At 35.5% G+C, this 22158-nt stretch carries 22 protein-coding genes and 2 tRNA genes; 8 read left to right on the top strand and 16 right to left on the bottom strand.

Annotated elements, in window-relative coordinates:
• Positions 1-12: 12 nt before the first annotated feature.
• A tRNA-Phe gene (locus HUB95_RS03175) sits at positions 13-85 on the bottom strand.
• A 79-nt stretch (positions 86-164) separates the two neighbouring features.
• Here HUB95_RS03175 and coaD point away from each other — a divergent pair.
• Together coaD and HUB95_RS03165 are read left to right on the top strand one after the other, a co-directional pair.
• Positions 165-671 (top strand): pantetheine-phosphate adenylyltransferase, encoded by a 507-nt coding sequence (gene coaD, locus HUB95_RS03170; protein ID WP_015589048.1) that lies wholly within the window; start codon positions 165-167, stop codon positions 669-671.
• A gap of 68 nt (positions 672-739) precedes the next feature.
• Positions 740-931, top strand: a complete 192-nt coding sequence (locus HUB95_RS03165) for a zinc-finger domain-containing protein (protein WP_006279326.1) — start codon at positions 740-742, stop codon at positions 929-931.
• 16 nt (positions 932-947) lie between these two features.
• Here the strand turns inward: HUB95_RS03165 and HUB95_RS03160 are convergent, their stop codons facing one another.
• The 7 genes from HUB95_RS03160 to rpsB are packed head-to-tail and all read right to left on the bottom strand — an operon-like array spanning position 948 to position 5543.
• The gene (locus HUB95_RS03160) at positions 948-1574 is read right to left on the bottom strand and encodes a phosphatidate cytidylyltransferase (protein WP_015589049.1); all 627 of its coding nucleotides are present in this window, start codon (positions 1572-1574) and stop codon (positions 948-950) included.
• The gene (gene uppS, locus HUB95_RS03155) at positions 1564-2259 is read right to left on the bottom strand and encodes a polyprenyl diphosphate synthase (RefSeq protein ID WP_015589050.1); all 696 of its coding nucleotides are present in this window, start codon (positions 2257-2259) and stop codon (positions 1564-1566) included. Before uppS ends, HUB95_RS03160 begins: the two co-directional genes overlap by 11 nt.
• 6 nt (positions 2260-2265) lie before the next feature.
• The gene (locus tag HUB95_RS06145; protein WP_039964055.1) at positions 2266-2529 is read right to left on the bottom strand and encodes a hypothetical protein; all 264 of its coding nucleotides are present in this window, start codon (positions 2527-2529) and stop codon (positions 2266-2268) included.
• Positions 2530-2534: 5 nt separating this feature from the next.
• On the bottom strand, positions 2535-3092 hold the full coding sequence (frr, locus tag HUB95_RS03145; protein WP_007549203.1) for a ribosome recycling factor: 558 nt from the start codon (positions 3090-3092) through the stop codon (positions 2535-2537).
• 7 nt (positions 3093-3099) lie between these two features.
• Entirely contained in the window at positions 3100-3843 is a 744-nt protein-coding gene (gene pyrH, locus HUB95_RS03140) for a UMP kinase (protein ID WP_015589052.1), read from the bottom strand.
• Positions 3844-3853: 10 nt separating this feature from the next.
• Positions 3854-4714, bottom strand: a complete 861-nt coding sequence (tsf, locus tag HUB95_RS03135; protein ID WP_015589053.1) for a translation elongation factor Ts — start codon at positions 4712-4714, stop codon at positions 3854-3856.
• Positions 4695-5543, bottom strand: a complete 849-nt coding sequence (rpsB, locus tag HUB95_RS03130) for a 30S ribosomal protein S2 (RefSeq protein WP_015589054.1) — start codon at positions 5541-5543, stop codon at positions 4695-4697. The genes tsf and rpsB overlap by 20 nt, the downstream gene beginning before the upstream one ends.
• A gap of 191 nt (positions 5544-5734) precedes the next feature.
• On the opposite strand from rpsB, the gene HUB95_RS03125 reads away from it, so the two are divergent.
• The 4 genes from HUB95_RS03125 to HUB95_RS03110 all read left to right on the top strand — a co-directional run bounded on the left by HUB95_RS03125 (position 5735) and on the right by HUB95_RS03110 (position 9330).
• Positions 5735-5811, top strand: a tRNA-Asp gene (locus tag HUB95_RS03125).
• A gap of 129 nt (positions 5812-5940) precedes the next feature.
• Positions 5941-6312 carry a preprotein translocase subunit YajC gene (gene yajC / locus HUB95_RS03120; protein WP_015589055.1) on the top strand — a complete coding sequence of 124 codons (372 nt, stop codon included), beginning with the start codon at positions 5941-5943 and terminating at the stop codon, positions 6310-6312.
• Positions 6313-6392: 80 nt separating this feature from the next.
• Complete coding sequence (glmS, locus tag HUB95_RS03115; protein WP_141457364.1) at positions 6393-8204, top strand: glutamine--fructose-6-phosphate transaminase (isomerizing); 1812 nt, start codon at positions 6393-6395, stop codon at positions 8202-8204.
• A gap of 229 nt (positions 8205-8433) precedes the next feature.
• Positions 8434-9330 (top strand): Rpn family recombination-promoting nuclease/putative transposase, encoded by an 897-nt coding sequence (locus HUB95_RS03110; RefSeq protein WP_209452280.1) that lies wholly within the window; start codon positions 8434-8436, stop codon positions 9328-9330.
• 114 nt (positions 9331-9444) lie between these two features.
• Here HUB95_RS03110 and HUB95_RS03105 read toward each other — a convergent pair whose 3' ends face one another.
• The 3 genes from HUB95_RS03105 to hemC all read right to left on the bottom strand — a co-directional run bounded on the left by HUB95_RS03105 (position 9445) and on the right by hemC (position 11489).
• Positions 9445-9636, bottom strand: coding sequence for a hypothetical protein (locus HUB95_RS03105; RefSeq protein WP_070356842.1), 192 nt, complete (start codon positions 9634-9636; stop codon positions 9445-9447).
• Positions 9637-9732: 96 nt separating this feature from the next.
• Positions 9733-10620: a UDP-N-acetylmuramate dehydrogenase gene (gene murB, locus HUB95_RS03100; RefSeq protein WP_141457145.1), complete on the bottom strand. Its 888-nt coding sequence runs from the start codon at positions 10618-10620 to the stop codon at positions 9733-9735.
• Positions 10611-11489, bottom strand: a complete 879-nt coding sequence (gene hemC / locus HUB95_RS03095; RefSeq protein WP_015589059.1) for a hydroxymethylbilane synthase — start codon at positions 11487-11489, stop codon at positions 10611-10613. Before hemC ends, murB begins: the two co-directional genes overlap by 10 nt.
• Before the next feature lie 1040 nt (positions 11490-12529).
• Here hemC and odhB point away from each other — a divergent pair.
• On the top strand, positions 12530-13702 hold the full coding sequence (gene odhB, locus HUB95_RS03090; RefSeq protein WP_197907166.1) for a 2-oxoglutarate dehydrogenase complex dihydrolipoyllysine-residue succinyltransferase: 1173 nt from the start codon (positions 12530-12532) through the stop codon (positions 13700-13702).
• Positions 13703-13740: 38 nt separating this feature from the next.
• Here the strand turns inward: odhB and HUB95_RS03085 are convergent, their stop codons facing one another.
• Positions 13741-13917 carry a tetratricopeptide repeat protein gene (locus HUB95_RS03085; protein ID WP_141457140.1) on the bottom strand — a complete coding sequence of 59 codons (177 nt, stop codon included), beginning with the start codon at positions 13915-13917 and terminating at the stop codon, positions 13741-13743.
• A complete protein-coding gene (locus tag HUB95_RS03080; RefSeq protein WP_209452279.1) occupies positions 13904-17368 on the bottom strand; it encodes a tetratricopeptide repeat protein in 3465 nt (1154 codons plus the stop codon). Before HUB95_RS03080 ends, HUB95_RS03085 begins: the two co-directional genes overlap by 14 nt.
• A gap of 219 nt (positions 17369-17587) precedes the next feature.
• On the opposite strand from HUB95_RS03080, the gene secA reads away from it, so the two are divergent.
• A complete protein-coding gene (gene secA / locus HUB95_RS03075; RefSeq protein WP_244662721.1) occupies positions 17588-20248 on the top strand; it encodes a preprotein translocase subunit SecA in 2661 nt (886 codons plus the stop codon).
• 3 nt (positions 20249-20251) lie between these two features.
• Here secA and HUB95_RS03070 read toward each other — a convergent pair whose 3' ends face one another.
• From HUB95_RS03070 to fsa, 3 genes are all read right to left on the bottom strand, one after another.
• Positions 20252-21064 (bottom strand): ankyrin repeat domain-containing protein, encoded by an 813-nt coding sequence (locus HUB95_RS03070; RefSeq protein WP_244662720.1) that lies wholly within the window; start codon positions 21062-21064, stop codon positions 20252-20254.
• Positions 21040-21180 (bottom strand): hypothetical protein, encoded by a 141-nt coding sequence (locus tag HUB95_RS06140; protein WP_242049534.1) that lies wholly within the window; start codon positions 21178-21180, stop codon positions 21040-21042. Before HUB95_RS06140 ends, HUB95_RS03070 begins: the two co-directional genes overlap by 25 nt.
• A gap of 336 nt (positions 21181-21516) precedes the next feature.
• Positions 21517-22158, bottom strand: a complete 642-nt coding sequence (gene fsa / locus HUB95_RS03065) for a fructose-6-phosphate aldolase (RefSeq protein WP_015589064.1) — start codon at positions 22156-22158, stop codon at positions 21517-21519.

Here is a 22158-nt window from a genome sequence, read left to right as displayed (position 1 = left end):
AGAAAGAGAAGGTGGCCTGAGCAGGAATCGAACCAGCGACACAAGGATTTTCAGTCCTTTGCTCTACCAACTGAGCTATCAGGCCAACTGTATACTTTTATTTTTAGATAAAAAATGTTATTATGTCTATCAAAAGTTTTTAAAGTAGTTTATAAAAATAAAGGATGAACATTAATGACAAAATAGGAATCTATCCTGGCACATTTGACCCTATAACTTTTGGGCATATTGACATAATCAAAAGAGCGTGTAAACTAGTCGATAAATTAATAATAGGAGTTGCAGAAAACGTTAATAAGCATACTGCCTTTGACACAAAGCTACGCACAAGCATGGCTGAAAATGAAATCAAAGGACTAGGAATTGATGCAGATGTTATATCTTTTAATGGGTTGCTAGTGAAGTTTGCCAAAGAGCAGAATGCTTCTGTTATTATTAGGGGATTAAGAGCAGTATCGGATTTTGATTACGAGTTTCAAATGAGCTGGGTAAATTATAAACTTCTTCCTGAAATCGAAACCATATTTCTTCCTGCTTCTGAAGATACTCAATTTATCTCATCAAGTTTTGTAAAGGAAATAGCAAGATTAGGAGAAGATGTTAGCAAATTTGTATCAAAAGGCGTTCAAAACGAATTGATTAACCTGAATAGGATAAAAAATGGAGAATAGTGCTTGTTGTTTTTTATTTCTGAATGGGTATATTCAATATATAAAATGTTATAAGCTAAAGGAGCAGCATGTCAAAAGTGAGGGTTAATAATAGAAAAGTTTGTTGTCATGGTGATGAGAATGATGAGGGTTCTGGCCATCCATTAATATATTTAGATATGGGAGAAGAAGAGGAAATAGCCTGCCCTTATTGTGAAAAGACGTTTGTCCATGACTGCACTGTAGAAGCGGTTGGGGAGCTGACTAGGGATGAACTCTAATGGCACTTCTGCAGACTTAGCTTATGTAAATAGCAATAAGAGGGGCAGTAAAAATGAAACTGTCCATACGGTCGAGCACTCCCCCATGGCCAGGTATCATATTTCCACTATCTTTAACACCGTAAGCTCTTTTAACAAGCGACTCAGTGAAATCGCCAAGTTGCGCTAGAATAGCAATTGCAAGGCCAATGATTGGAGAATAAAAAATTGAAAATAGACCAAAAAATATTGATCCAAAAATTGTGCACACTACTCCAGCTAAAATCGCACCAAGAAGTCCTGTCCAAGTTTTTCCAGGGCTAAGAATTGGGCAAATTTTAGCTCCACCAAAATTCTTACCAAATAGGTAGGCAGTAACGTCAATTCCCCAAATGGTTAAGACGAACCATACTAATGCGTATTTTCCCTGTGGTAGATTATATAAATATATTAATGAGGCGCTTGGTAGTGCAATCAATAATAATGCAAAAACGTATAAAATTTTATTTCCTTGGGTTAGATTATACCATTCAAAAGAAGATAAAACTGCTATTGAAAAAATCAATAGGTAAAACGATAAATCACTGAAATATGTAGCAAAGGAAAATATGAATAATATTACTATTGAGGACAACATTCTAATTATAAAATTATTATCTACCATATTTTTTCTCTCTTTTTGTATAATCTTCTAATGCTTTACTCAAATCTTGACAAGAAAAATCAGGCCATAAAGTATCACAAAAATACAATTCAGCATAAGCTGCTTGCCATAATAAAAAGTTGCTTAACCTTTTTTCGCCGCCAGTGCGAATTAATAAATCCAATTTTGGCAAATCTTTAGTATACAGAAATTTTTCAAATTCCTCTTCTGATACATAAGCAATATTTTCTTTTATAATATTGCTTATAGCTTGTGTAATTTCTTGCTTTGCTCCGTAACTGACTGCCACAGTGAGTAATAAACCATCGTTCTTATGTGTCATTTCTTCTGCTTTTTTAATTTGATCCAATATTTTACTGGATAACAGACTTAAATTGCCAATAAAATTCAACTTAATGTTACAGTTGCAAATGAAATTGACTTTATCTTCATTAGTTAAAACGGAGTAAAATAAATCAAATAGACAGTCAGTTTCGTTTTTGGGTCTAAGCCAATTCTCCATAGAGAATGCATACAAAGTTAAGTAGGGTATGGTTAGGTCCGTACAATACTTGGCAATATCGTATGCAACTTCACTGCCCTTTTTATAACCATCAATTTTTACCTTTCCTTGATTGTTCGCCCATCTACCATTACCATCCATAATAATTGCTAAATGTTTCGGTAAAGATTCTTGATTCAACATTTAAATTTAACCTAATTTTGACTTGAGTGAAATTTTTTGGATTTCAATTGACACCTGGAAGGTGTCAGCTACTTGCATGACAGGAAGAGAGTTACTGTAGTGACACCAATAGTTGATACTTGAATGCAAAATTGGTGTCATCCCAGTGCTCCGACACTGGGATCCAGGAAATTTGATTTCAAACAAGTGCATCAGATAGTTGTATAGTAAAGACTGGATTCCAGTGTCAAGCACTGGAATGACATCATTTGCTATGTAAGCTTTCTCCATATCATTTAGTGATTCAGTATATCCTTTTCTTTGATGGACAATTCACCATCAATTTTTTTTATATTATTATCAGTAATATTTTGTATTTCCTTTTTAGCACCATGAAAATCATCTTCTGAGATTTCTTTATTTTCCTTCATTTTTTCTGTTTCTTCCATAATATCTCTACGTATATTTCTAATGGCAATCCGTGCATTTTCAGCAAACTGATGCAATAATTTCACTAATTTTTCACGGGTTTCTTGTGTTAAGTCCGGAAGAGCTATACGTATGGTATTGCCCTCAACAACAGGATTTAAATTCAAGTTGGCATTTAATATAGCATTTTTCACTTCACCGACAACATTAATATCCCAAATTTTAATTGATAGAGTTTTGTTATCTATAACCGAAACACCTGCAACCTGATTTAACTTTTGATGTCCACCATAGATATTTACAACTATACCATCAAGCAACGATGCGCTAGCTCTACCAGTGCGTACGCCTTTAATATCATCATGAAAGGACTGAATAGTTTTTAGCATTCTTTCTTTTGTTTTAGCTTTTATTTCATTTAACATAAATTACCTAATGTTTACAATCTGAAACTATAGTATAAGTACCTTGACCCTTAATAATATTGACTATTTTTTCTCCCTTCAAAGAAAAAACTATAATTGGAATAGAATTCTCACGAGCAAGTGAAATTGCTGATGCATCCATAACTTTTAAATCACGAGTCAATAAATCCGTGTAAGAAAGCCTATCATACATTACAGCATCCTCATTTTTTTTCGGATCAGCGGAGTATACACCATTTACTTGCGTACCCTTTAGAATAACATCACAATTCATTTCAACAGCACGTAAGGCTGCAGCTGTATCTGTAGTAAAAAATGGGTTGCCTGTGCCTGCTGCAAAAATTACCACTCTACCTTTTTCTAAATGACGAATAGCTTTCCTTCTTATGTAAGGTTCACATACAGTGGCCATGGGTATTGCAGATAATACCCTAGAAGCTATTAAATTTTTTTCTAAAAAGTTTTGTAAAATTAAAGCATTGATTATAGTTGCAAGCATTCCAATATAATCACTACTTGCTCTTTCACAGCCACTTAAAGACGCAGATGTGCCACGAAAGATATTACCACCACCAACAACAATACATACCTGAACTCCAAGCCTGTTAATATCAGCTATATCTTTGCATAATTGGCTTATTATTCCCATATCATAGCCAAAAGACTGTGACCCCATTAAAGCTTCACCAGAGATTTTAAATAACACTCTGGAATATTTTATTTCGCTTTTTTCATTTGTTGAGGGAAACATTTTTTACCATTTAGTTTGCACCACCCAAAACAAGTAACTTGTAATTAGATAATTTAATAGCACTCACCTCGCTTGACTTTATAAAATCAGAAACTTTCATTTTATCATCCTTTATGAACTTTTGTTCTAGTAAAACAACTTCTTCATAGTACTTAGCCATTCGTCCATCTACTATTTTTTTTGCTACTTCTTCAGGTTTATTTAAGCCCCTCACTTGCTCTTCAATTATAGAACGTTCATTTTTCAACTTCATTTGATCTAAATCATCTATAGACAAAGCTTCAGGCTTCATAGCAACTACATGCATAGCTATTTGTTTCCCAATCTCTTGTAGCTTCGCCTTATCACCAGATGATTGCAATGCAATTAAAGCACCAATCTTACCTAAGCCACACACATCACCATGTACGTAGCCAGCAATAACTCCATCCTTAGCTTCTAAGTAACAAAGCTTGCTTAACTCTAGCTTCTCACCAAGAACTGACGTACCATTCATAATAGCTTCCTGCACTGTGCCAATGCTTTCATACTTGGCATTTTTTAACTCATCAACGCTAGTACAGCGTTCTTGATGAGCAATTGATGCTAAATTTGAAACTAACTCTATAAATTTCTCATTCCTTGCAACAAAATCTGTTTCGCAATTGAGTTCAACCAATGCACCATAATTTTCAGTCAAACACATAACAACGAGTCCATCTGAAGCTACTCTATCAGATTTTTTGTCAGCTTTAGCAAGACCTATTGTACGTAACTTATCAACGGCTTTCTTAATGTCACCATCACATTCTTCTAATGCTTTTTTACAGTCACTTAAGCCAAGCCCTGTTCTATCACGTAATTCTCTTATATCATCTGGATTCATCTTCATTTGTTACTACCTCCCTTTCTTCTTCTTTGTAAACTTTACTACGTCTCTTTTTAGTTTGCACAATACCGTCTTCTTTTTCTTGAATAAACTCATCACCCCTTATATCATCAATCTTAACTCCAGATTTTGCTAGACTAGACTCTATTCCAGCTAATATAGAGTCGGTAGCTAATTTACAATAGAGCTCTATTGATTTTCTTGAGTCATCATTTCCAGGTATTAGATAAGTAATACCATCTGGATCAGAATTAGTATCAAGTATTGCAACTATTGGAATTCCTAACTTCTTAGCCTCCTTAACCGCTATATGCTCTTTATTAGTATCAATGATGAATAAGATATCAGGAATTGCTCCCATTTCTCTAATACCGCCAAGCGCCTTATCAAGCTTTTGCTTTTTCTTTTCAATGTTTCCCAATTCTTTCTTTGTTAAAATGCTATCCTCGTCATTTAATATTTTCTCATATTGCATCAAGGTTTTTATCGAAGAAGAAACAGTGCCCCAATTAGTAAGCATACCACCAAGCCAACGATGATTCACATAATATTGACCACAACGAATCGCTTCACTTGCAATAATATCAAAAGCTTGAAACTTTGTACCAACAAATAGAATGCGACCACCTTGAAATGCAACGTCATATAAAGCCTTCATGGCCACCTGTAGCAATGGTAATGTTTTTCGCAAGTCAATTATATGTATACGATTTTCTTGATGTACCCCATATATATATGGAGCCATTTTTGCGTTCCAGCGACTAATTTTGTGACCAAAATGTACACCAGATTCAGCTAAATCACGCACAGTGACTTTAGGCAAATTTGTCATATATCATTCCTCCAAATAGTTTATCTTCCATGGCATAACCCTAATGGGACTACTTGTACAAGCCATGTGTGAAATTAAATTATTTACATAGTAATAGAAAAGACAGCAAAGCGCAAACAAAAAATATTGACAAAGGGCAACATGTTTATTAGCTTTAAAGTTGAAGCCCGAAAACGCTAAAAAGAAATTAGGGGGGTGTAGCTCAGTTGGTTAGAGCGCATGCCTGTCACGCATGAGGTCGTGAGTTCAAGTCTCATCACTCCCGCCATATTAGTTTTAGCATAACTTAGAATTCGCAACCGATATTGAGAAATGCTTCCACCAAACTTGACATGGCATGGTATTGTAATTAATACTTAAATAGGTTTGTTTTTATCATTAACAATTAGGATTAAATATGCTCATTTCTGAAGTTTTTGCAGCAGATGCAACTAGCAATACATCAAGTATCGGCGCATCTTTTGCTAGTTTTACTCCATTGATTTTAATATTTGTGGTATTTTATTTTCTCATTATTCGCCCACAACAAAAAAAACTAAAAGAACATAGAAAGATGATAGATCAAATAAAACGTGGTGATACAGTCATTACTTCTGGTGGAATAATAGGTGAAGTTAATAAAGTTGATGAGGCAAATGCACAATTTATAATAGAAATAGCACCAAAAGTTGAGATAAAAGTTCTAAAGTCCGCTATATCTGAGGTTTTAAGCAAAGAAACTCAAAAAGTAGCAGCTAAACCAATTAAAAAGGTAAAATCGAAAGAATGATAAAAAGAATATAAATCAACCAGTAATAAAGGCAAAAATGCTTAACATGTTTAGAAAAAAGTTTGTTTGGTGATCCATTTGTGTGCGGAATATTTGGTGTAGTAAGTAGCGGTGATTCAGTAATACCAACCTTACTAACTGGGTTACAAAAATTGGAATATAGGGGATATGATTCCTCAGGTATAGCAATCATAAATAACGAAGGTAAGATAGAAGTCAAAAAATCAGAAGGTAAAGTCGAAAGGTTATGTGAAGTTGTTGATGACAGCAAGATGTCTCACAGTACAGTTGGTATAGCACATACTCGCTGGGCTACACATGGAGTTCCAGGCCTTAAAAATGCTCATCCCATTCGTACAAATAATGTTGTTGTTGCTCATAACGGCATAATTGAGAATTACAATCTGCTAAAAAAGGGTCTAGAAGAAAGGGGAATGCCATTCCATACTGACACTGACACAGAGATCATACCAAACATGCTAACCTTATATCTTGATGAAGGATTGTCGCCAGTTGATTCTCTATTTAAGTGTTTAAACAACCTACACGGCTCATTTGCCTTGGTCTTATTATTTGCAGAATATCCAGACGCCTTATTTGTTGCGAAGAGAAATTTGCCTTTAGCAATAGGCTATAACTGTAACACAGTGTTTGCTGCATCTGACTCTAATGCTTTAAGTGCATTTGTGGAAAAAATATCGCATTTGGAAGATGATGACATTGCAGTGATAAAATCTAGTGGAGTTAGTATATACAACAATGGTACACAAGTTAAACGCAGTATAGAAAATAGTAGTCCAAGTGATTTTCTAATTAGCAAAAATGGTTACCCTAGCTTCATGTTAAAAGAGATTTTTGAGCAACCTTGTGCATTAAACAAAACAATAAACCAATTTTACAAGCAATATAAAGAGGTCAACAAAAAATTATTCTCTGAACTGAATCACATTACTATAGTTGGATGCGGGTCATCTTATTTTGCTGGGCTAATAGCAAAGTATTGGCTGGAAAATGTCGCTCAAGTTCGAGTATATCTAGAAATCTCATCAGAATTTAGGTATAGCAACGTCAAGCTGGAAGAAGGCAGCATTGGGTTATTTATCTCTCAATCTGGCGAAACTGCAGATACCATAGAAGCGCTGCGTTATGCGAAATCACAGAAGCAAACAATCATAAGTATAACTAATACATTTAGCAGCAGCATTGAAAAGATCTCAGATATTGTGTTACATACTCTTGCTGGGCCAGAAATTGGTGTTGCTTCAACAAAAACCTTTTCTGCGCAACTTGCAACTTTAGCATGCTTTGCCGTGGAGCTTGGAAAAATAAAAGGTATACTGGGTGGAGAGAGAATAAAACAGCTAAGCAGTGCTATCAATTCTATTCCCGAGTATGTTGAGCACGTTTTGAATGTGATGAAAATACAACATATATCGGGCAGTATATTAGAACACAATAACGTTATTTTAATCGGCAGAGGAAGTTCATACGGAGTTGCAATGGAAGGCGCATTGAAAATAAAAGAGCTTTCATATATCAATACAACTGGTATTGCAGCGGGAGAAATGAAGCATGGTTCTATTGCTTTAATAGACTCTACTGTGCTTGTTATAGCAATTATCCCTTATGATGATTTATTCTTTAAAACGCTATCTAATATACAAGAGATTATTGCAAGAAAAGGCAAAGTAATTGCCTTCAGTGATAAACAAGGAGCGCCATTCCTAAGGGGAGTTTGCGCAGATGTGGTGCAACTTCCAGACACTGATAATTTTATCTCTCCAATCATCTACAGTGTTGCTATGCAATTCCTTGCTTACTTTACTGCAGCAAAAAAAGGGTTAGATGCAGATTGTCCAAGAAATTTAGCTAAGTCTGTCACGGTTGAGTAGTCCATTTAAAGTTAAAGCTAAACTTCTAATAAGGTAACCAGACTGCATTCTGTGATTTTTTTTTAGCAAAGCACGATACACAATCGTCATTCCGCTACTAGTTAGCGGAATCTATGCCGAGATACCGCGGCGGTATGACGGTTCGCGGCGGCATAGCTATCTTCAAAAATATGGTTGAATAATTGTTAATAATAGTGTATAATTATTAATATTTTTAAGCACTTTGGCTATGGCTTTATCTAAGTTTCTCGACCCTAAGCTGGATTTAACCTTTAAAAGAATCTTTGGCACTGAAAAAAATAAGAATATTCTCATACATTTTTTGAATGATATTTTAGGGTTTACCGAGATAAATACTATACAAGAAGTGGAATTCCTCAGTACTATAATGGATCCTGAAATTGCCTCTGATAAGCAAAGTATAGTTGATGTTCTTTGCAGGGATTCTAGTGGGACCAGGTATGTGATTGAAATGCAGCTTACTCGCGATAAAGGCTTCGAAAAACGAGCTCAACTGTATGCTGCTAAGGCTTACTCAAGACAATTAGATAAATCTGGCAACTACATTGATTTAAAGAAAGTCTTCTTTATTGCTATATCAAATTGTAACTTACTTCCTGAAGAAGTTGATTATATATCCAACCACACTATAAGAGATGAGAAAACCAATGAGCATGACTTAAAAGATTTTCAATTTATATTTATTGAACTACCTAAATTTCCTAAGAATAAGAAAGAACAGCTAGAAAGCATAGTGGATCGTTGGTTATTTTTCTTCAAATATGCAGATGAAACTACGGAAGAAGACTTAAGGAAAATAGCAGAAAAAGCACCAATAATAAAGTTAGCCTACGATGAATTAGACAGGTTTAGCTGGAATGAAAAAGATTTAGTAGCTTACGAAGAAAGAATAATGGATCTACGGAAAGAAGAAGCCATTCTTGAATACAGACTTGATCTTGCTACTGAAAAAGGCAAAAAAATTGGTAAAGAGGAAGGCAAAATTGAAGGGAAAATCGAAGTCGCAAAAGCAATGCTGGCTAATAATGTTGATGTTAACACTATTGTCAAGTTTACTGGCCTTTCTATTAGTGAGATTGAAGAATTAAGTGTGAACGGTTACTAATTAAGAACTTTAATTATCAATCATAAATCACTGAATTTCGCTAGTAAATTTGTTGCCATTGTCCATATTGCACAATTGTATATAAGATATAGTATAACAATAGTGTCCGTTCAGCTAATACCAATTCCCACTGCACAATAAACGGATAGATAACAATGGAAAAAAAGCCATACTATTGCCTTTCTTTCTCACTCCACAATTAAATAACTCTACAATATCGCTTATTTGATTCACTAATAATGAGAATTGGTATAACTTTGCTATTTTTCTCTCTAGATTCTTGCAAAGTTCTACAAGATTAACCACATTACCTCACGGTTTCTCTATGATTATTTTTTTAGATTACTTGTTTACCTTATTTGCCGTTCTCCTGAACGAATATACATAAGCTATAAAAACTATCTAATAGCTACCCAAAACCCTTATTTCCCACTCAAGTTCAACATTAAATTTATCCTTTACTGCATCTTTTACTTTGTTGCCAAGGTTTTCCAAGTCAGATGCAGTTGCATTATCGTAATTGAGCAAGAAGTTACAATGTTTCTTAGAGATTCTAGCTCCACCAATATTTAACCCTAGGCAGCCAGATTTATCAATTAACTCCCATGCTCGGTAGTTTTTTGGATTTTTGAATATGCACCCAGCAGTTTTTCCTCTTATTGGCTGGCTTTTATTTTTCCTCTCAATAACTTCCTTTAACCTTTGCAGTATAAGCTCATACTCTGAGTTTATTCCTTTAAACTCAGCTTCAACAAAAATCCAATTTCCTTTTAGGCTATGTCCACGGTAAAAATACCCCATTTCTTCGCTGGAGAACTCATATAGGTTTCCATCCTCTAGATTCACTGCTTTTATGGATTGTACAACACTTGCGATATCACTACCATATGCACCTGCATTCATTTCTATTCCGCCACCAACTGTTCCTGGAATTCCAACTAGAAACTCCAACCCACTAATCTGCTGATTTCCCGCAAAGTGAGCAAGGTTGCTGAGCAGCACAGCTCCCCCAGCTACAATAGAGTTGTTACCCTTACTTTTAATATATGCAAACTCCTTACCTAATTTTACTGTTATTCCTCGAATGCCACTATCTCGCACTATTATGTTGGATGTTGCACCAATAACGCTAACTGGCAGTTCAGTATTTTTAATCAAGTATGTTAAATCTTCAATATCACATGGTTTAAATAATACATCAGCTCGTCCACCAACATTTAACCACGTCGCTTTAGACATTAAGACATCATAACGATAGATTCCACGTACTTTAGGTAAGCTTATAAGCATTTTGATTTCAACTCTAATCCTGCATCCATACCCATTTTCTCCGCATCTTCTATAAATGAAGTGCGCTCAGTGAAGTATATATTTTTTCCACTTGCTAACATACAACGAAGGTGTAGCATATTTTCGCTCACATATTCAGCCAAAGCTGCAAGTGGTGTAAAACATGAACCATTCACTGTCTTCATAAAACTGCGCTCTGATTTCACTCCTATAAAAGACATATTATTATTAATTTTCTCTAAAAGATTGATAATTTTTACATCATTCCTTCTACATTGAATACAAACCGCCCCCTGCCCCACTGCACTTAACATAACTTTTGGTGGCAATACCTCTGTAATCAAGTGATGTTTTTCTAATCTTATGAGTCCTGCTTCAGCTAGAATTATTCCATCAAAACTTTGATTTTGCAATCTGGTTGTTACATTTCCACGTAGCGGTACTATATTTAAATCTGGTCTAACATTTAATAACTGAACTTTTCTTCTTATTGAAGAAGTGGCAATAGTAGCCTGCTGTGGCAAAGACTCAAGGCTATTGTGTTTATGAGAAATAAACGCATCGCATGAACTTAGCCTTTCTAAAACACAAGGAATTGTTAAACCCCCTGAGAAAAACGCAGGCATATCTTTTAGCGAATGAACTGCCATGTCTATATTATTTTCGAGCAATTCAGTCTCAATTTCTTTAATGAATAATCCTTTGCCTCCTATTTCAGCAAGATTTGCGTTTGCATACTTATCTCCAGAAGTTTTTATTTTAACAATTTCAATAGATAAGTTAGGAAAAGAATCCAGCAACTTTTGTTTTGCTTCCAAAGCCTGGGCAACTGCAAGCTTGCTTCCTCTGGTACCTATTTTGACTGGCATGTGTACGACTGTTTGAATACCAAACCTTAACCTAATTAATTATTTAAACACTTTGGTAGCGTGTATCGCATGAACCTCGGTTACCCTCTCTCTGATGTCATTCAAGTACTTTGATCCAGTTTATATGAGCCTTTGCATTTATTGTACTTTAACTTAAAACCAAAAGCAACTTTGACTTTACAAAATAATAGCCTTTTACATGCATAAATAAGCTTACTGGATTCTAGTACTTGCATGACAAGGTATAAACCTTATCGTCATACCGCCGCGAACCGTCATACCGCGATTCATTCGCGGTATCTCAGCCGCTAACAAGAGATCCCGCTAACAAGCAGCGGGATGACGAATTACTTAACCATCATCTACACCGTCATACCGCGATTCATTCGCGGTATCTCAAAGCATAGATCCCGCTAACACGTAGCGGGATGACGATTGTCGTTTAGCTATAAATATTAAGAAATTTACCAAACGAAAAAAAAGGCAAAAGAAGCCCCGTGGTTGGCTAATTACTTACATTATACTTTCAAGTATGGCGTTTTTTTATTCTAAACACTTAATAACCGCGATTCAGCTGCTTTTAAACCGCAACTAATCTAAATTATAAACATTAAGAAATTTACTAAACAGAAAAAAAGGCAAAAGAAACCCTAGGGTAGCTAGTTATTCACTATCCATTTTTTAAGTTGGCGTTTTTTTATGTTTTAAATGCTTTATAAGCATATTTCAGCTTGTGTAGGTAAAAACCCAGAAATTTGATAAAGACATAGAGTGCACATAGTGCAAAAAATTAAACATGAGACGCCAGATACGTGAGTTTTTTTGTCATTTAATCTGTACAGAGAAGATAAATAAATAGCTTCAGTTTCATGATAAGGGGGCTGGCGGAGTTTGTCAAGGAATTTTTATGGCTGCGCTGGAATGACATTTGGGAGTTGTGGTCCACTTCTAAATGATAAGAGCCTCAATGAATTTATTAGTTTATTACATGTCTCTTTTCATGTATAAATCTATAGAAAGTTTTATACGGAAGTTGTTTTATGAGCAAAATTATAGAAATCAGAGCACCAAAAACTCTTGGTGGTGAATCAGTTACAGAAGGTATAGTAAAAATAAAGAAGGGTATTGGAGAAGCAGTAAAAGTAGATGACTTGATCTTTGAAATTGAAACTGACAAAACAGCACTCGAATTAACTGCAGAAGCTTCGGGGCAAATAACTGAATTTCTTGTAAAGGAAGATGATGTAATAAGCCCTGATCAATTGTTAGCAAAGCTTTCCGTGGGAGAAGTAAAAGAGGAAGCGAGAAAAGAAGATAAAAGCGAAAGTGCTGCTAAAAAAGATGCTCCATCAGCTCGTAAAATTATGGAAGAAAATGCAATCAGTGCAGAAAGCGTCAAAGGAACTGGCATGGGAGGCAGAATAACAAAAGCAGATGTGATAGGCCATATGAACAAAGCTGAACAACCTGCAATAAAACAATATGAATTGCCAAAAAGTGTAGTAAGTGGAGAGCAAAGAGAGGAACGAGTAAAAATGAGCAAAATAAGACAAGTAATTGCCGCTCGTTTGAAAGCATCGCAAAATACTGCTGCAATACTGACCACGTTCAATGAAATTGACATGAAGAATGTCATGGATCTAAGAGCAAAATATAAGGACGCCTTTGAAAAAAAATATGGAATAAAACTTGGTTTTATGTCGTTTTTTATAAAGGCAGCGGTGCAAGCATTGAAAGAAATTGCTGAAATTAACGCTGAAATCTCAGGCGATGAAATCATATATAAACATTACTATGACGTAGGTGTTGCTGTTGGCACCGATAAAGGTCTTGTTGTACCAGTTATTCGGGGTGCCGATCAGATGTCATTTGCAGAAATTGAGTTGACTTTAGTTGCTCTTGGCAAAAAAGCACGAGAAGGTAAATTACAAGTATCAGAAATGGAAGGTGCAACATTTACCATTTCAAATGGCGGAGTATATGGTTCGCTCCTTTCTACTCCGATAATAAACCCTCCGCAATCTGGAATACTTGGAATGCATTCAATACAAAACAGGCCAGTTGCCATGGGCAACTCAATTGAGATTAGACCTATGATGTACATTGCCTTCTCTTACGATCACAGAATAGTTGACGGCAAAGGAGCAGTTACTTTCCTCGTTAAAATAAAAAATTATATAGAAGATCCAAATAGATTAGTTTTGGAAGTGTAGCTCAAATGAATTGTTGTTAATCCAGTATTGCTAAAAACCTAAATGTCATCTAGTTCTGCCAGCAGTTTAGCAACTTCCGGATGATCAGGGCCATAATGTTTCTTAAAGATGGATGAAGCCCGTGCAAACAACTCCTTTTGTTTCTTATGGTTACCTAGAGCACCATAAGCGGGGCCTAGAATTTCCCATAGTTCAACAACTTTAGAAGTAATCATGGACATGATGCTTCTCAAGAATAAATGAGGCCTGCTCAAGCAACTCCTTTGCTTTCTGAGGGTTACCTAAATCCCCATAGGTAATACTTAGGTTTGCCAATAGTTTAGCAACTTCAAGATGATCAGGACCGTAATGTTTCTCAAAAATAGGTAAAGCCCGTTCAAACAACTCTTTAGCTTTTTGAGAATCACCTAAGTCTCCATAAGTTCCGCCTAGGTTTTTTAGTATTATAGCAACTGTAAAATGGTTAGGCTCATAATGTTTCTCTTGAATTGCTAAAGCCCGTTTAAGCAACTCTTTTGCTTTCTGAAGATTGCCTAAATCTCCATGAGCGTTACTTAGGTTTGTCAATGTGATAGCAACTTGGAAATGATCGGAGCCATAATGTTTCTCTTGAATTGCTAAAGCCTGTTCAAGTAACTCTTTTGCTTTCTGAGGATCACCTAAAGTCCTATAAGTGGTACCGAAGCTCACTAATGTTCTAGCAACTTCGAAATGATCAGGTCCATAATGTTTTTCTTGAATTGCTAAAGCCCGTTCAAGCAACTCTTTTGCTTTCCGAGAATTACCTAAATTCCCATAGGCATCACCTAGATTGGCCAATGCAATGGCAACCTGAAAATGATCAGAGCCATAGTGTTTCTCAAGAATAGGTAAAGCCTGTTCAAGCAACTCCCTTTGTTTCTGAGGATCACCTGAGGTACCGTAAACAATACCGAGGTTTATCAATGCAATGGCAATTTGAAAATGATCAGAGCCATAATGTTTTTCTTGAATTGCTAAAGCCCGTCCAAGTAACTCTTTTGCTTTCTGAGAATCACCTAAAGCTCTATAAGAGGTACCTAGACCTACTAATGTGCTAGCAACTTGGGAATGATCAGGCTCATAATGTTTCTCTTGAATTGCTAAAGCCCGTTCAAGCAACTCCTTTTTTTCTTCATAGTTACCTAAATTCCCATAAATGATACCGAGGTTTGTCAATATAACAGCAACTTGGGAATGATCAGGCCCATAATGTTCCTCTTGAATTGCTAGAGCCCGTTCAAGTAACTCTTTTGCTTTCTGAGGGTTACCCAGACCCCCATAAGCGTTGCTTAGGTTTGTCAGTATAATAGCAACCTGGAAATGGTCAGAGCCATAATGTTTCTCAAGAATAGGTAAAGCCTGTTTAAGTAACTCCTTTTGTCTCCTATGATTACCCAGATCCCCATAAGCGATACCTAGATTTGCCAGCGCTATAGCAACTTGAAAATTATAAGGCCCATAATATTTCTTAAAGATAGATAAAGCCTGTTCAAGCAGCTCCTTTTGTCTTCTGGGATTACCCAAGTCATGGTATCCATCGTTCATCCATATTAACAAATACACAAGATAATCCTTTTCTATTGTTTGTTTTTCTGAAGGATTTTTTGCTAGCCAATTATCTATATGTGATAAAAACGCTTCTAAGTGCGGCAATAATTGTCGCTTCTTAGCATAATCTTCTAATTTATCACTGTCGTCAGGGAAGCTTTCTTTTAATAATTGAAAAACGGTTTTTATATCTTTTTTAATTTTTCCACTTTCCTTTGACTTTAGCCTAATTACATCTTGTACTAAACAGTGAATAGAAACACTACTACTCTGCTCATTGGACACTAGCATCGAATATCTCAATAATATACCTAATACTTCTTCAAAAGGTTTTTCTTCAGAATTGTTCTCTACAATCTCAGGAAATATTCTTAACAAATCTTTAGGAATATCATTGTCTAAATATGCACAAGCTACTAACAACTTGCTTGCTAGTTTAGACTCATTACGAATTGCGTCCATTGTAATATCCCAAGTAATAAACACAGGCTCATGGTTAGAATCCTTAGGTAGTGTTTTATGAGATAATAAATAAAGCTTCCTTTCTGCATAAATTTCTAAGTAACGTGAGATAGTCATTTTGTTTTCTTTGATGTAAGCGCAAGCCTGAGCTAATGCCAAAGGTAATCTACCTAACTTTTCTGCCAATATACCTATATTTGGCCTATCGCTTTCTGAAACCTGGCCTAGAATTTTCTTAACATATAATTCTGATTCTGGGGGAGTAAAAACGTCTACACCTATACTCCCTTGTGGCCATTCAGTATTACGAGACGTAACTATTATTTTGCCGCCTTTTGTAGGTCTGAGCTTAGAAATGACTTCATAATTTGATACATTATCATAAATCAACAACAAGCCTTCACGTTTAGAATCTTCTAGCCAGTTTTTCACATAATAAGCTCGCTGTGCAATAGAAATGTTGTCTTCATCGTGAATAATATTTAATTTTCTTCCTAAATTAACATATTCACTGAGTAGTTGATCTTCATCTTTTGCATTAAACCAACATATTGCCTTGTATTCTTTCCCATGTTTTTGAATAAAATCTAGCACTGACTGTGTTTTACCTACTCCACCTAACCCGTACAAAGCAGTTAATATAACTGGCTCATTTTTTGTCTTTAGATGATTTACTATTTCTTCATTGAGATATTCTCGTTCAATGAAATTTCCACTAGCTATTTTAGGTGGAATGTTCCACCGTTCAAATAGATCTTCTCTAGGTTTGAGACTATAAAGATGTTCTATAACTTCCCTAAAATAATCGTCTTTTCTTGTTAGATAAGAAACTTTGCTACCCTGTTGTGCCCACCATTTCCCTACCTTATCATATACACGGACAAAAACTGTATCAATATCTTCTTCCCCTGATATTTTGTATATATTCCATATTTCTTTCTTAATAATATCATCTAATTTTGAATGATTAGGTTGATCAACTACAAACCTTATTCTAAGTAAAAAATCTTCTATTTCATCGTCACTACCACAACTGAAGTATTTTTTCAGTTCAGTATGATTTTTTATTTTGTAGCACGTTCCTTTTTGACCTTCATAAATATTTAAAGTGTTATCATTTGTTAACTTTGACTCTTCCAGATACTTCTCTAATGTTTCTACGCTTCCTTGCTTCTCTGTACCTTTTTTTAGGTTCACATTGACATTAGTATGAATGACAAGCGTAATATCACTGTTCTTACACTCAGGGTTTTGCTTAATCTCAGGATGAGATTCAAAATATTTGTTTAACCCGAAATCTTCTTTCTGTTGCTTTCTATCATTTCCATCAATAAACAAATCTTCAAAAGTAATATTCTTCGAAGAGCGATGTGTATTGCAGTGCTTAGCTTGAACCAAGATAATTCTCGATTTGTTCTTCTGATCTTTATACTCAAAAAAAATATCATCAAAGGCTCCAAAACCTTCTATGTTTGATGCTAACCAAAAGTCAATTTTACTACTTAACCCATGAAGTAGATACAGCATTAATAATTTTACTTCATACTTGCGACCATGATCACCTGTTGATGTGCCATCTCTCTTCTTAAATGTACGATTACTAAGTACTTCAGACTGTTTGTTTTCTACATTCATACCCTACTAAACCTACGAATAACTTCTTTCTATAAAAAATTAAAGTCACCAAGTGCCTAAGATAATGCAACAGATTCTTTAACATTGTAATAACAGTGCCGAACAGGGTCAATTTTGTTTGCTGTCTTAAGCATAAAGACTCCCCAAATCTAATATGTAATTGCTGTAGGCTGCATTTAGTAATATAATCTCATATTAAATAAGACTTTACTTAAGTTTATGCTAGATTCTCCGCTAATTTTGACATCCATTCTTATATTTTTCATTTTTACGTTGTCATTCTTTTTTATAAGAAAGATATTTGGGTCAACAAATAAGAAGATAATAAAATCCTTTAGGAAAATTGTTCAGCAAATAAATGCATTAGAAACAGAAATGCAGAGCTTATCTGATGAGGAGCTTGCTGGTAAAACTGAAGAATTCAATCGAGAATTGAAAAATGGGAAAACGTTAAATGATCTTCTCGTACCTGCATTTGCAGTTGTGCGTGAAGCCTCTCGAAGATTTCTTAACATGAGGCACTTTGATGTTCAACTGATTGGTGGAATGGTGCTCCACAATGGCATGATATCAGAAATGAAAACAGGAGAGGGAAAGACACTCGTTGCAACTTTAGCTGCATACCTTAATTCTTTAGAAGGGAAAGGCGTGCACGTCGTAACTGTTAACGATTATCTTGCAAAACGAGACACAGAGTGGATGAGCAAATTATATAATTCTCTTGGGGTTTCTGTTGCGTTTATTACGAATAACTTGACAGACGAAGAGAGGAAAGAGGCTTACAGTGCAGATATCGTGTATTCCACAAATAACGAGCTTGCCTTTGATTACCTGCGAGACAATATGAAATTTTCTCAAGAAGACATGGTTCAGAGAGGCTTTCACTACGGAATAGTTGATGAAGTGGACTCAATACTCATTGATGAAGCTCGCACTCCGCTTATTATTTCTGGCCCGGTTGAGGAAAACAATCAGATATATAAGCATATCAATAAAATAGCAACCAAATTAGTTGACTCCGATTATGAAGTAGATGAAAAAGGTAGAACGGTATTCTTGACTGAAGATGGTATTTCACGAGTGGAGGAACTACTAAGGTCATACAATCTCATTCCTGAAAATTCCTCGCTCTATGATACTGACAGCATGATAATAACTCATTATATAGACCAAGCATTACGTGCACATAAGCTGTTTACTGCTGATAAAGATTATATAGTAAAGGATGGCAAGGTAGTGATTATTGATGAATTTACTGGGCGTATGATGGAGGGCAGGAGATATTCCGATGGTCTTCATCAGGCACTTGAAGCGAAGGAGAATCTTGAAATTCAGCATGAAAACCAAACTTTAGCATCGGTCACATTTCAGAATTACTTTCGTATGTACAATAAACTTTCCGGAATGACTGGAACAGCAGCAACAGAGGCAGAAGAGTTTAGTGATATATACAGATTAAATGTAGTAAAAATTCCAACCAATGTATCTGTAAAAAGAGTTGATATTGATGATGAAATTTATGGCACAGGAAAAGAAAAATTTAATGCTGTGTTAAAGTTCATAGAAGAATGCCATAAACGCCTTCAACCGGTCCTTGTCGGCACGGTAAGCATCGAAAACTCTGAGAAGCTTTCTGCGCTTTTGCAAAGCCATTCTCTTAAGCATTCCGTATTAAACGCTCGTTATCATGAACAAGAGGCGTACATAATAGCACAAGCTGGAGTGCCAGGCAGTGTCACCATAGCAACTAACATGGCAGGACGTGGAACTGATATTCAGCTTGGTGGAAATGCTGAAATGATTGCAAAGGTGGAGCTAAAGAAGATAAAAAATGCTGATGAAAGAGAAAAAAAATACCAAGAAATAGTTGAAAGAGTAAAAAAAGATAAGGAAATTGCTATAAAAGCTGGTGGTTTATGTGTGGTTGGAACCGAAAGACATGAAAGCAGGAGAATAGATGATCAATTACGCGGCCGTTCTGGTCGTCAGGGGAATCCTGGACTTTCTAAGTTCTTTTTATCGCTCGAAGATGACCTAATGAGAATATTTGGCTCTGATAGAATGAGAAGTTTTTTACAAAAAGTAGGGCTAAAGAATAACGAAGCTATTCATCATCCATGGATCAATAAGGCACTCGAGAAAGCACAAAAGAAAGTTGAAGCTAGAAACTATGACGTGCGGAAATCTCTACTTAAGTTTGATGACGTAATCAACAACCAACGTAAAGTTATTTTTAAGCAGAGAAACAATATCTTAGGCAACGAAATTAATGATTTACTTGAAGTATATAGCGAAGTAAATGAGAGCGTAATAGAAGGTATAGTCCAAAGTGGCTATTATGAGGATTATATTGAAGATATAGTCAAAGAATTCCATACAAGGTATGGAATAACGCTTGATAAAGAAGATTTAGCAAAGTTTTTAAACAAACAAGAAGTTTTGGATTATATAAATGATAAGATACAAGAATTTTTTACTGAGAAAGAAAAATATTTCAACAGTCAGCACACTACAGATTTGTGGAATACGATCGTGAAGCAAATGATGATAATGACACTTGATCATTTATGGAGGGAACACCTTTCAGTTCTAGAGAGCCTAAGACAAAGCATAAGCCTACGTGCCATGGGGCAGAAAGATCCACTGAATGAATTTAAACGCGAAGCTTTCTTGATGTTTGAGTCAATGCTTGAAAAATGGAAGGAACTCACCATTCACCGCCTAGCGCACTTTAAGTTGGCAGATAACCAAGAGATAGGCAATAGGTTACATTCTGCTAGAAATAGCAGACTTCCCAAAGTCTCAAGAAACGACAAGTGCCCTTGTAATTCTGGAAAGAAGTACAAACACTGCCACGGCGCGGTTACTGTGGTGAATTAATAATTATGGTTGTACAGTTTGTTTATTTCCATCAACATTACTGCAGCTAACCTCACTTAGCTTACTGTTTAATGAATGCTCTGATGACTTATATGCAACCCCATAGGAAATTCCACCAACGATCAGTGCAGATGCCACAGTAATTACAACTATTGCTAGTGCAGGTAATGCAGTAGCATAAATGAGTGCTAATGGAGCAACAATGGCAGCTAATATACCTACAGTAATTCCTGCTGTTATAGCTTTAGGTCTATGAATAAATGATGGATCTGCACCATAATTTAGCAGAAGTTTCGCTACTTTTGGATGTTGATAATTTAGTCTTGGATGTTCACCATGAGTGTAATAAACAGCATAATATAAAGGAGTTCTTCCGTCTTTATCTTGTGCATTAACGTCTGCTCCCTCTTCTAGCAAAACTTCTACTACTTGTGTGTATCCATTCTCAGCAGCATAATGTAAAGGACTTCTTCCATATCTGTCCACTACATTAACATCTGCCTCTTTTTTTATAAGATGTTTTACTACTTCTATATGACCACTATAAGCAGCATAATGCAAAGGAGTCCCTTTATCTTCATTTTGTGGATTAACGTCTGCTCCTTCTTCTAGCAAAACTTCTACTACTTGTGCATGCCCATGCTGAGCAGAATAATGTAAGGAGGTTTTTTCCCATTCATCTTGTACATTAACATTAGCTCCGTTTTTTGTTAAGTATCTTACTACTTTTTCATAGCCATTTTCAGCTGCTATAAGTAATAAATTGCACTTGAGCACTATAAACGTGTAATTTATATCAAATTCGTTTTTTTCCACTCATCATATATAAGTTGATTTTCCTGCTGCAGCTTATCTTTAATTCTATCAATTAAATTTTCCTTACTCAGATCTGGACTACTGTTGACTTCTTGTAGTATTAACCTTAATGTCATTTCCTTCTCCAAGATATAAAATTTTATTATGGCATATGGAGTGGATTATGTCAATGAAAAACTAAGAAACTGGTTCTTCTTTTTTTCTATAGCTTTAGGTTTACCTACAATTTGAAAAACAACAAATTCGTCATTCCGCTACTCGTTAGCGCCTCGGCGGTATGATGTAGGGAAACCTTTCTTGGGTTAGCTATAAAGTTAAGATTCGACCAGGGCAGCCGCAATAAGGTAGCAAACGCCATCATGTCTTTAGGAGAGTTTGCTAATGAAGGCTCTTAAGTTGACGCCATTGCCTGAACGGATACGCCAATTTTTATGTTCATTTGTAACCGTTTATTATTTTACACCCCAGTCTTTTTCAAATATTGCTAGCCCTTGGTCAGTAAGTGGGTGATTAATTAATTGTCTAAGTACTTTTGCTGGCACAGTAATTGAATCAGCACCAAACCTTGCAGCTTCTATTACATGCGCTGGGCTTCTCACTGATGCAACAAGAACTTTAGTATCAAAACCGTAATTAGAATATATAGTACATATATCTTCTATTAGCGATAAGCCATCATAGCTTATATCATCAAGGCGACCAACAAAGGGGGAAATAAAACAAGCACCGACCTTAGCGGCAAGCAGTGCTTGTCCAGGAGAAAAACATAATGTGATGTTAACAGGTATTTTATGCTCTGTCCATAACTTTTTACAAGAAATTAATCCTTCATGTGTAAGAGGTAATTTGATCACAACATTATCAGCAATTTTTGCTAAATTCAGACCTTCTGTGATCATCTCTTCATGGCTATCTGCAACAACTTCAACACTAACAGGCCCTTTTATAATAGAGCATATTTCACGCACTAAATCCTCGTATTTATCTTTACGCCCGGACTTTGCTATTAAAGAAGGATTAGTTGTTATGCCGTCAATGAACTCCTTTAGTCCTTTAATTTCATTTAAATCAACGCTATCAAGAAAAATTTCCAT

The organism is Wolbachia endosymbiont of Ceratosolen solmsi (assembly GCF_017869155.1).
GTDB classification, from domain to species: domain Bacteria; phylum Pseudomonadota; class Alphaproteobacteria; order Rickettsiales; family Anaplasmataceae; genus Wolbachia; species Wolbachia pipientis.
The sequence above is the reverse complement of the archived record's forward strand: the minus strand, read 5'-3'. Positions and strand labels throughout refer to the sequence as shown.

Bases quoted from the DNA above. Each gene is read 5' to 3' on its own strand.
- frr (WP_007549203.1), bottom strand. From the start codon at position 3,092: ATGTTAAATGAAATAAAAGCTAAAACAAAAGAAAGAATGCTAAAAACT.
- HUB95_RS03160 (WP_015589049.1), bottom strand. From the start codon at position 1,574: ATGGTAGATAATAATTTTATAATTAGAATGTTGTCCTCAATAGTAATA.
- HUB95_RS03080 (WP_209452279.1), bottom strand. From the start codon at position 17,368: ATGAATGTAGAAAACAAACAGTCTGAAGTACTTAGTAATCGTACATTT.
- HUB95_RS06140 (WP_242049534.1), bottom strand. From the start codon at position 21,180: ATGACATTAAGGTTAATACTACAAGAAGTCAACAGTAGTCCAGATCTG.
- hemC (WP_015589059.1), bottom strand. From the start codon at position 11,489: ATGCCAGTCAAAATAGGTACCAGAGGAAGCAAGCTTGCAGTTGCCCAG.
- rpsB (WP_015589054.1), bottom strand. From the start codon at position 5,543: ATGACAAATTTGCCTAAAGTCACTGTGCGTGATTTAGCTGAATCTGGT.
- HUB95_RS03110 (WP_209452280.1), top strand. From the start codon at position 8,434: ATGGCTTTATCTAAGTTTCTCGACCCTAAGCTGGATTTAACCTTTAAA.
- coaD (WP_015589048.1), top strand. From the start codon at position 165: ATGAACATTAATGACAAAATAGGAATCTATCCTGGCACATTTGACCCT.
- pyrH (WP_015589052.1), bottom strand. From the start codon at position 3,843: ATGTTTCCCTCAACAAATGAAAAAAGCGAAATAAAATATTCCAGAGTG.
- HUB95_RS06145 (WP_039964055.1), bottom strand. From the start codon at position 2,529: ATGGAGAAAGCTTACATAGCAAATGATGTCATTCCAGTGCTTGACACT.
- odhB (WP_197907166.1), top strand. From the start codon at position 12,530: ATGAGCAAAATTATAGAAATCAGAGCACCAAAAACTCTTGGTGGTGAA.
- secA (WP_244662721.1), top strand. From the start codon at position 17,588: ATGCTAGATTCTCCGCTAATTTTGACATCCATTCTTATATTTTTCATT.
- yajC (WP_015589055.1), top strand. From the start codon at position 5,941: ATGCTCATTTCTGAAGTTTTTGCAGCAGATGCAACTAGCAATACATCA.
- HUB95_RS03165 (WP_006279326.1), top strand. From the start codon at position 740: ATGTCAAAAGTGAGGGTTAATAATAGAAAAGTTTGTTGTCATGGTGAT.
- uppS (WP_015589050.1), bottom strand. From the start codon at position 2,259: ATGTTGAATCAAGAATCTTTACCGAAACATTTAGCAATTATTATGGAT.
- murB (WP_141457145.1), bottom strand. From the start codon at position 10,620: ATGCTTATAAGCTTACCTAAAGTACGTGGAATCTATCGTTATGATGTC.
- HUB95_RS03085 (WP_141457140.1), bottom strand. From the start codon at position 13,917: ATGATTACTTCTAAAGTTGTTGAACTATGGGAAATTCTAGGCCCCGCT.
- fsa (WP_015589064.1), bottom strand. From the start codon at position 22,158: ATGGAAATTTTTCTTGATAGCGTTGATTTAAATGAAATTAAAGGACTA.
- tsf (WP_015589053.1), bottom strand. From the start codon at position 4,714: ATGAAGATGAATCCAGATGATATAAGAGAATTACGTGATAGAACAGGG.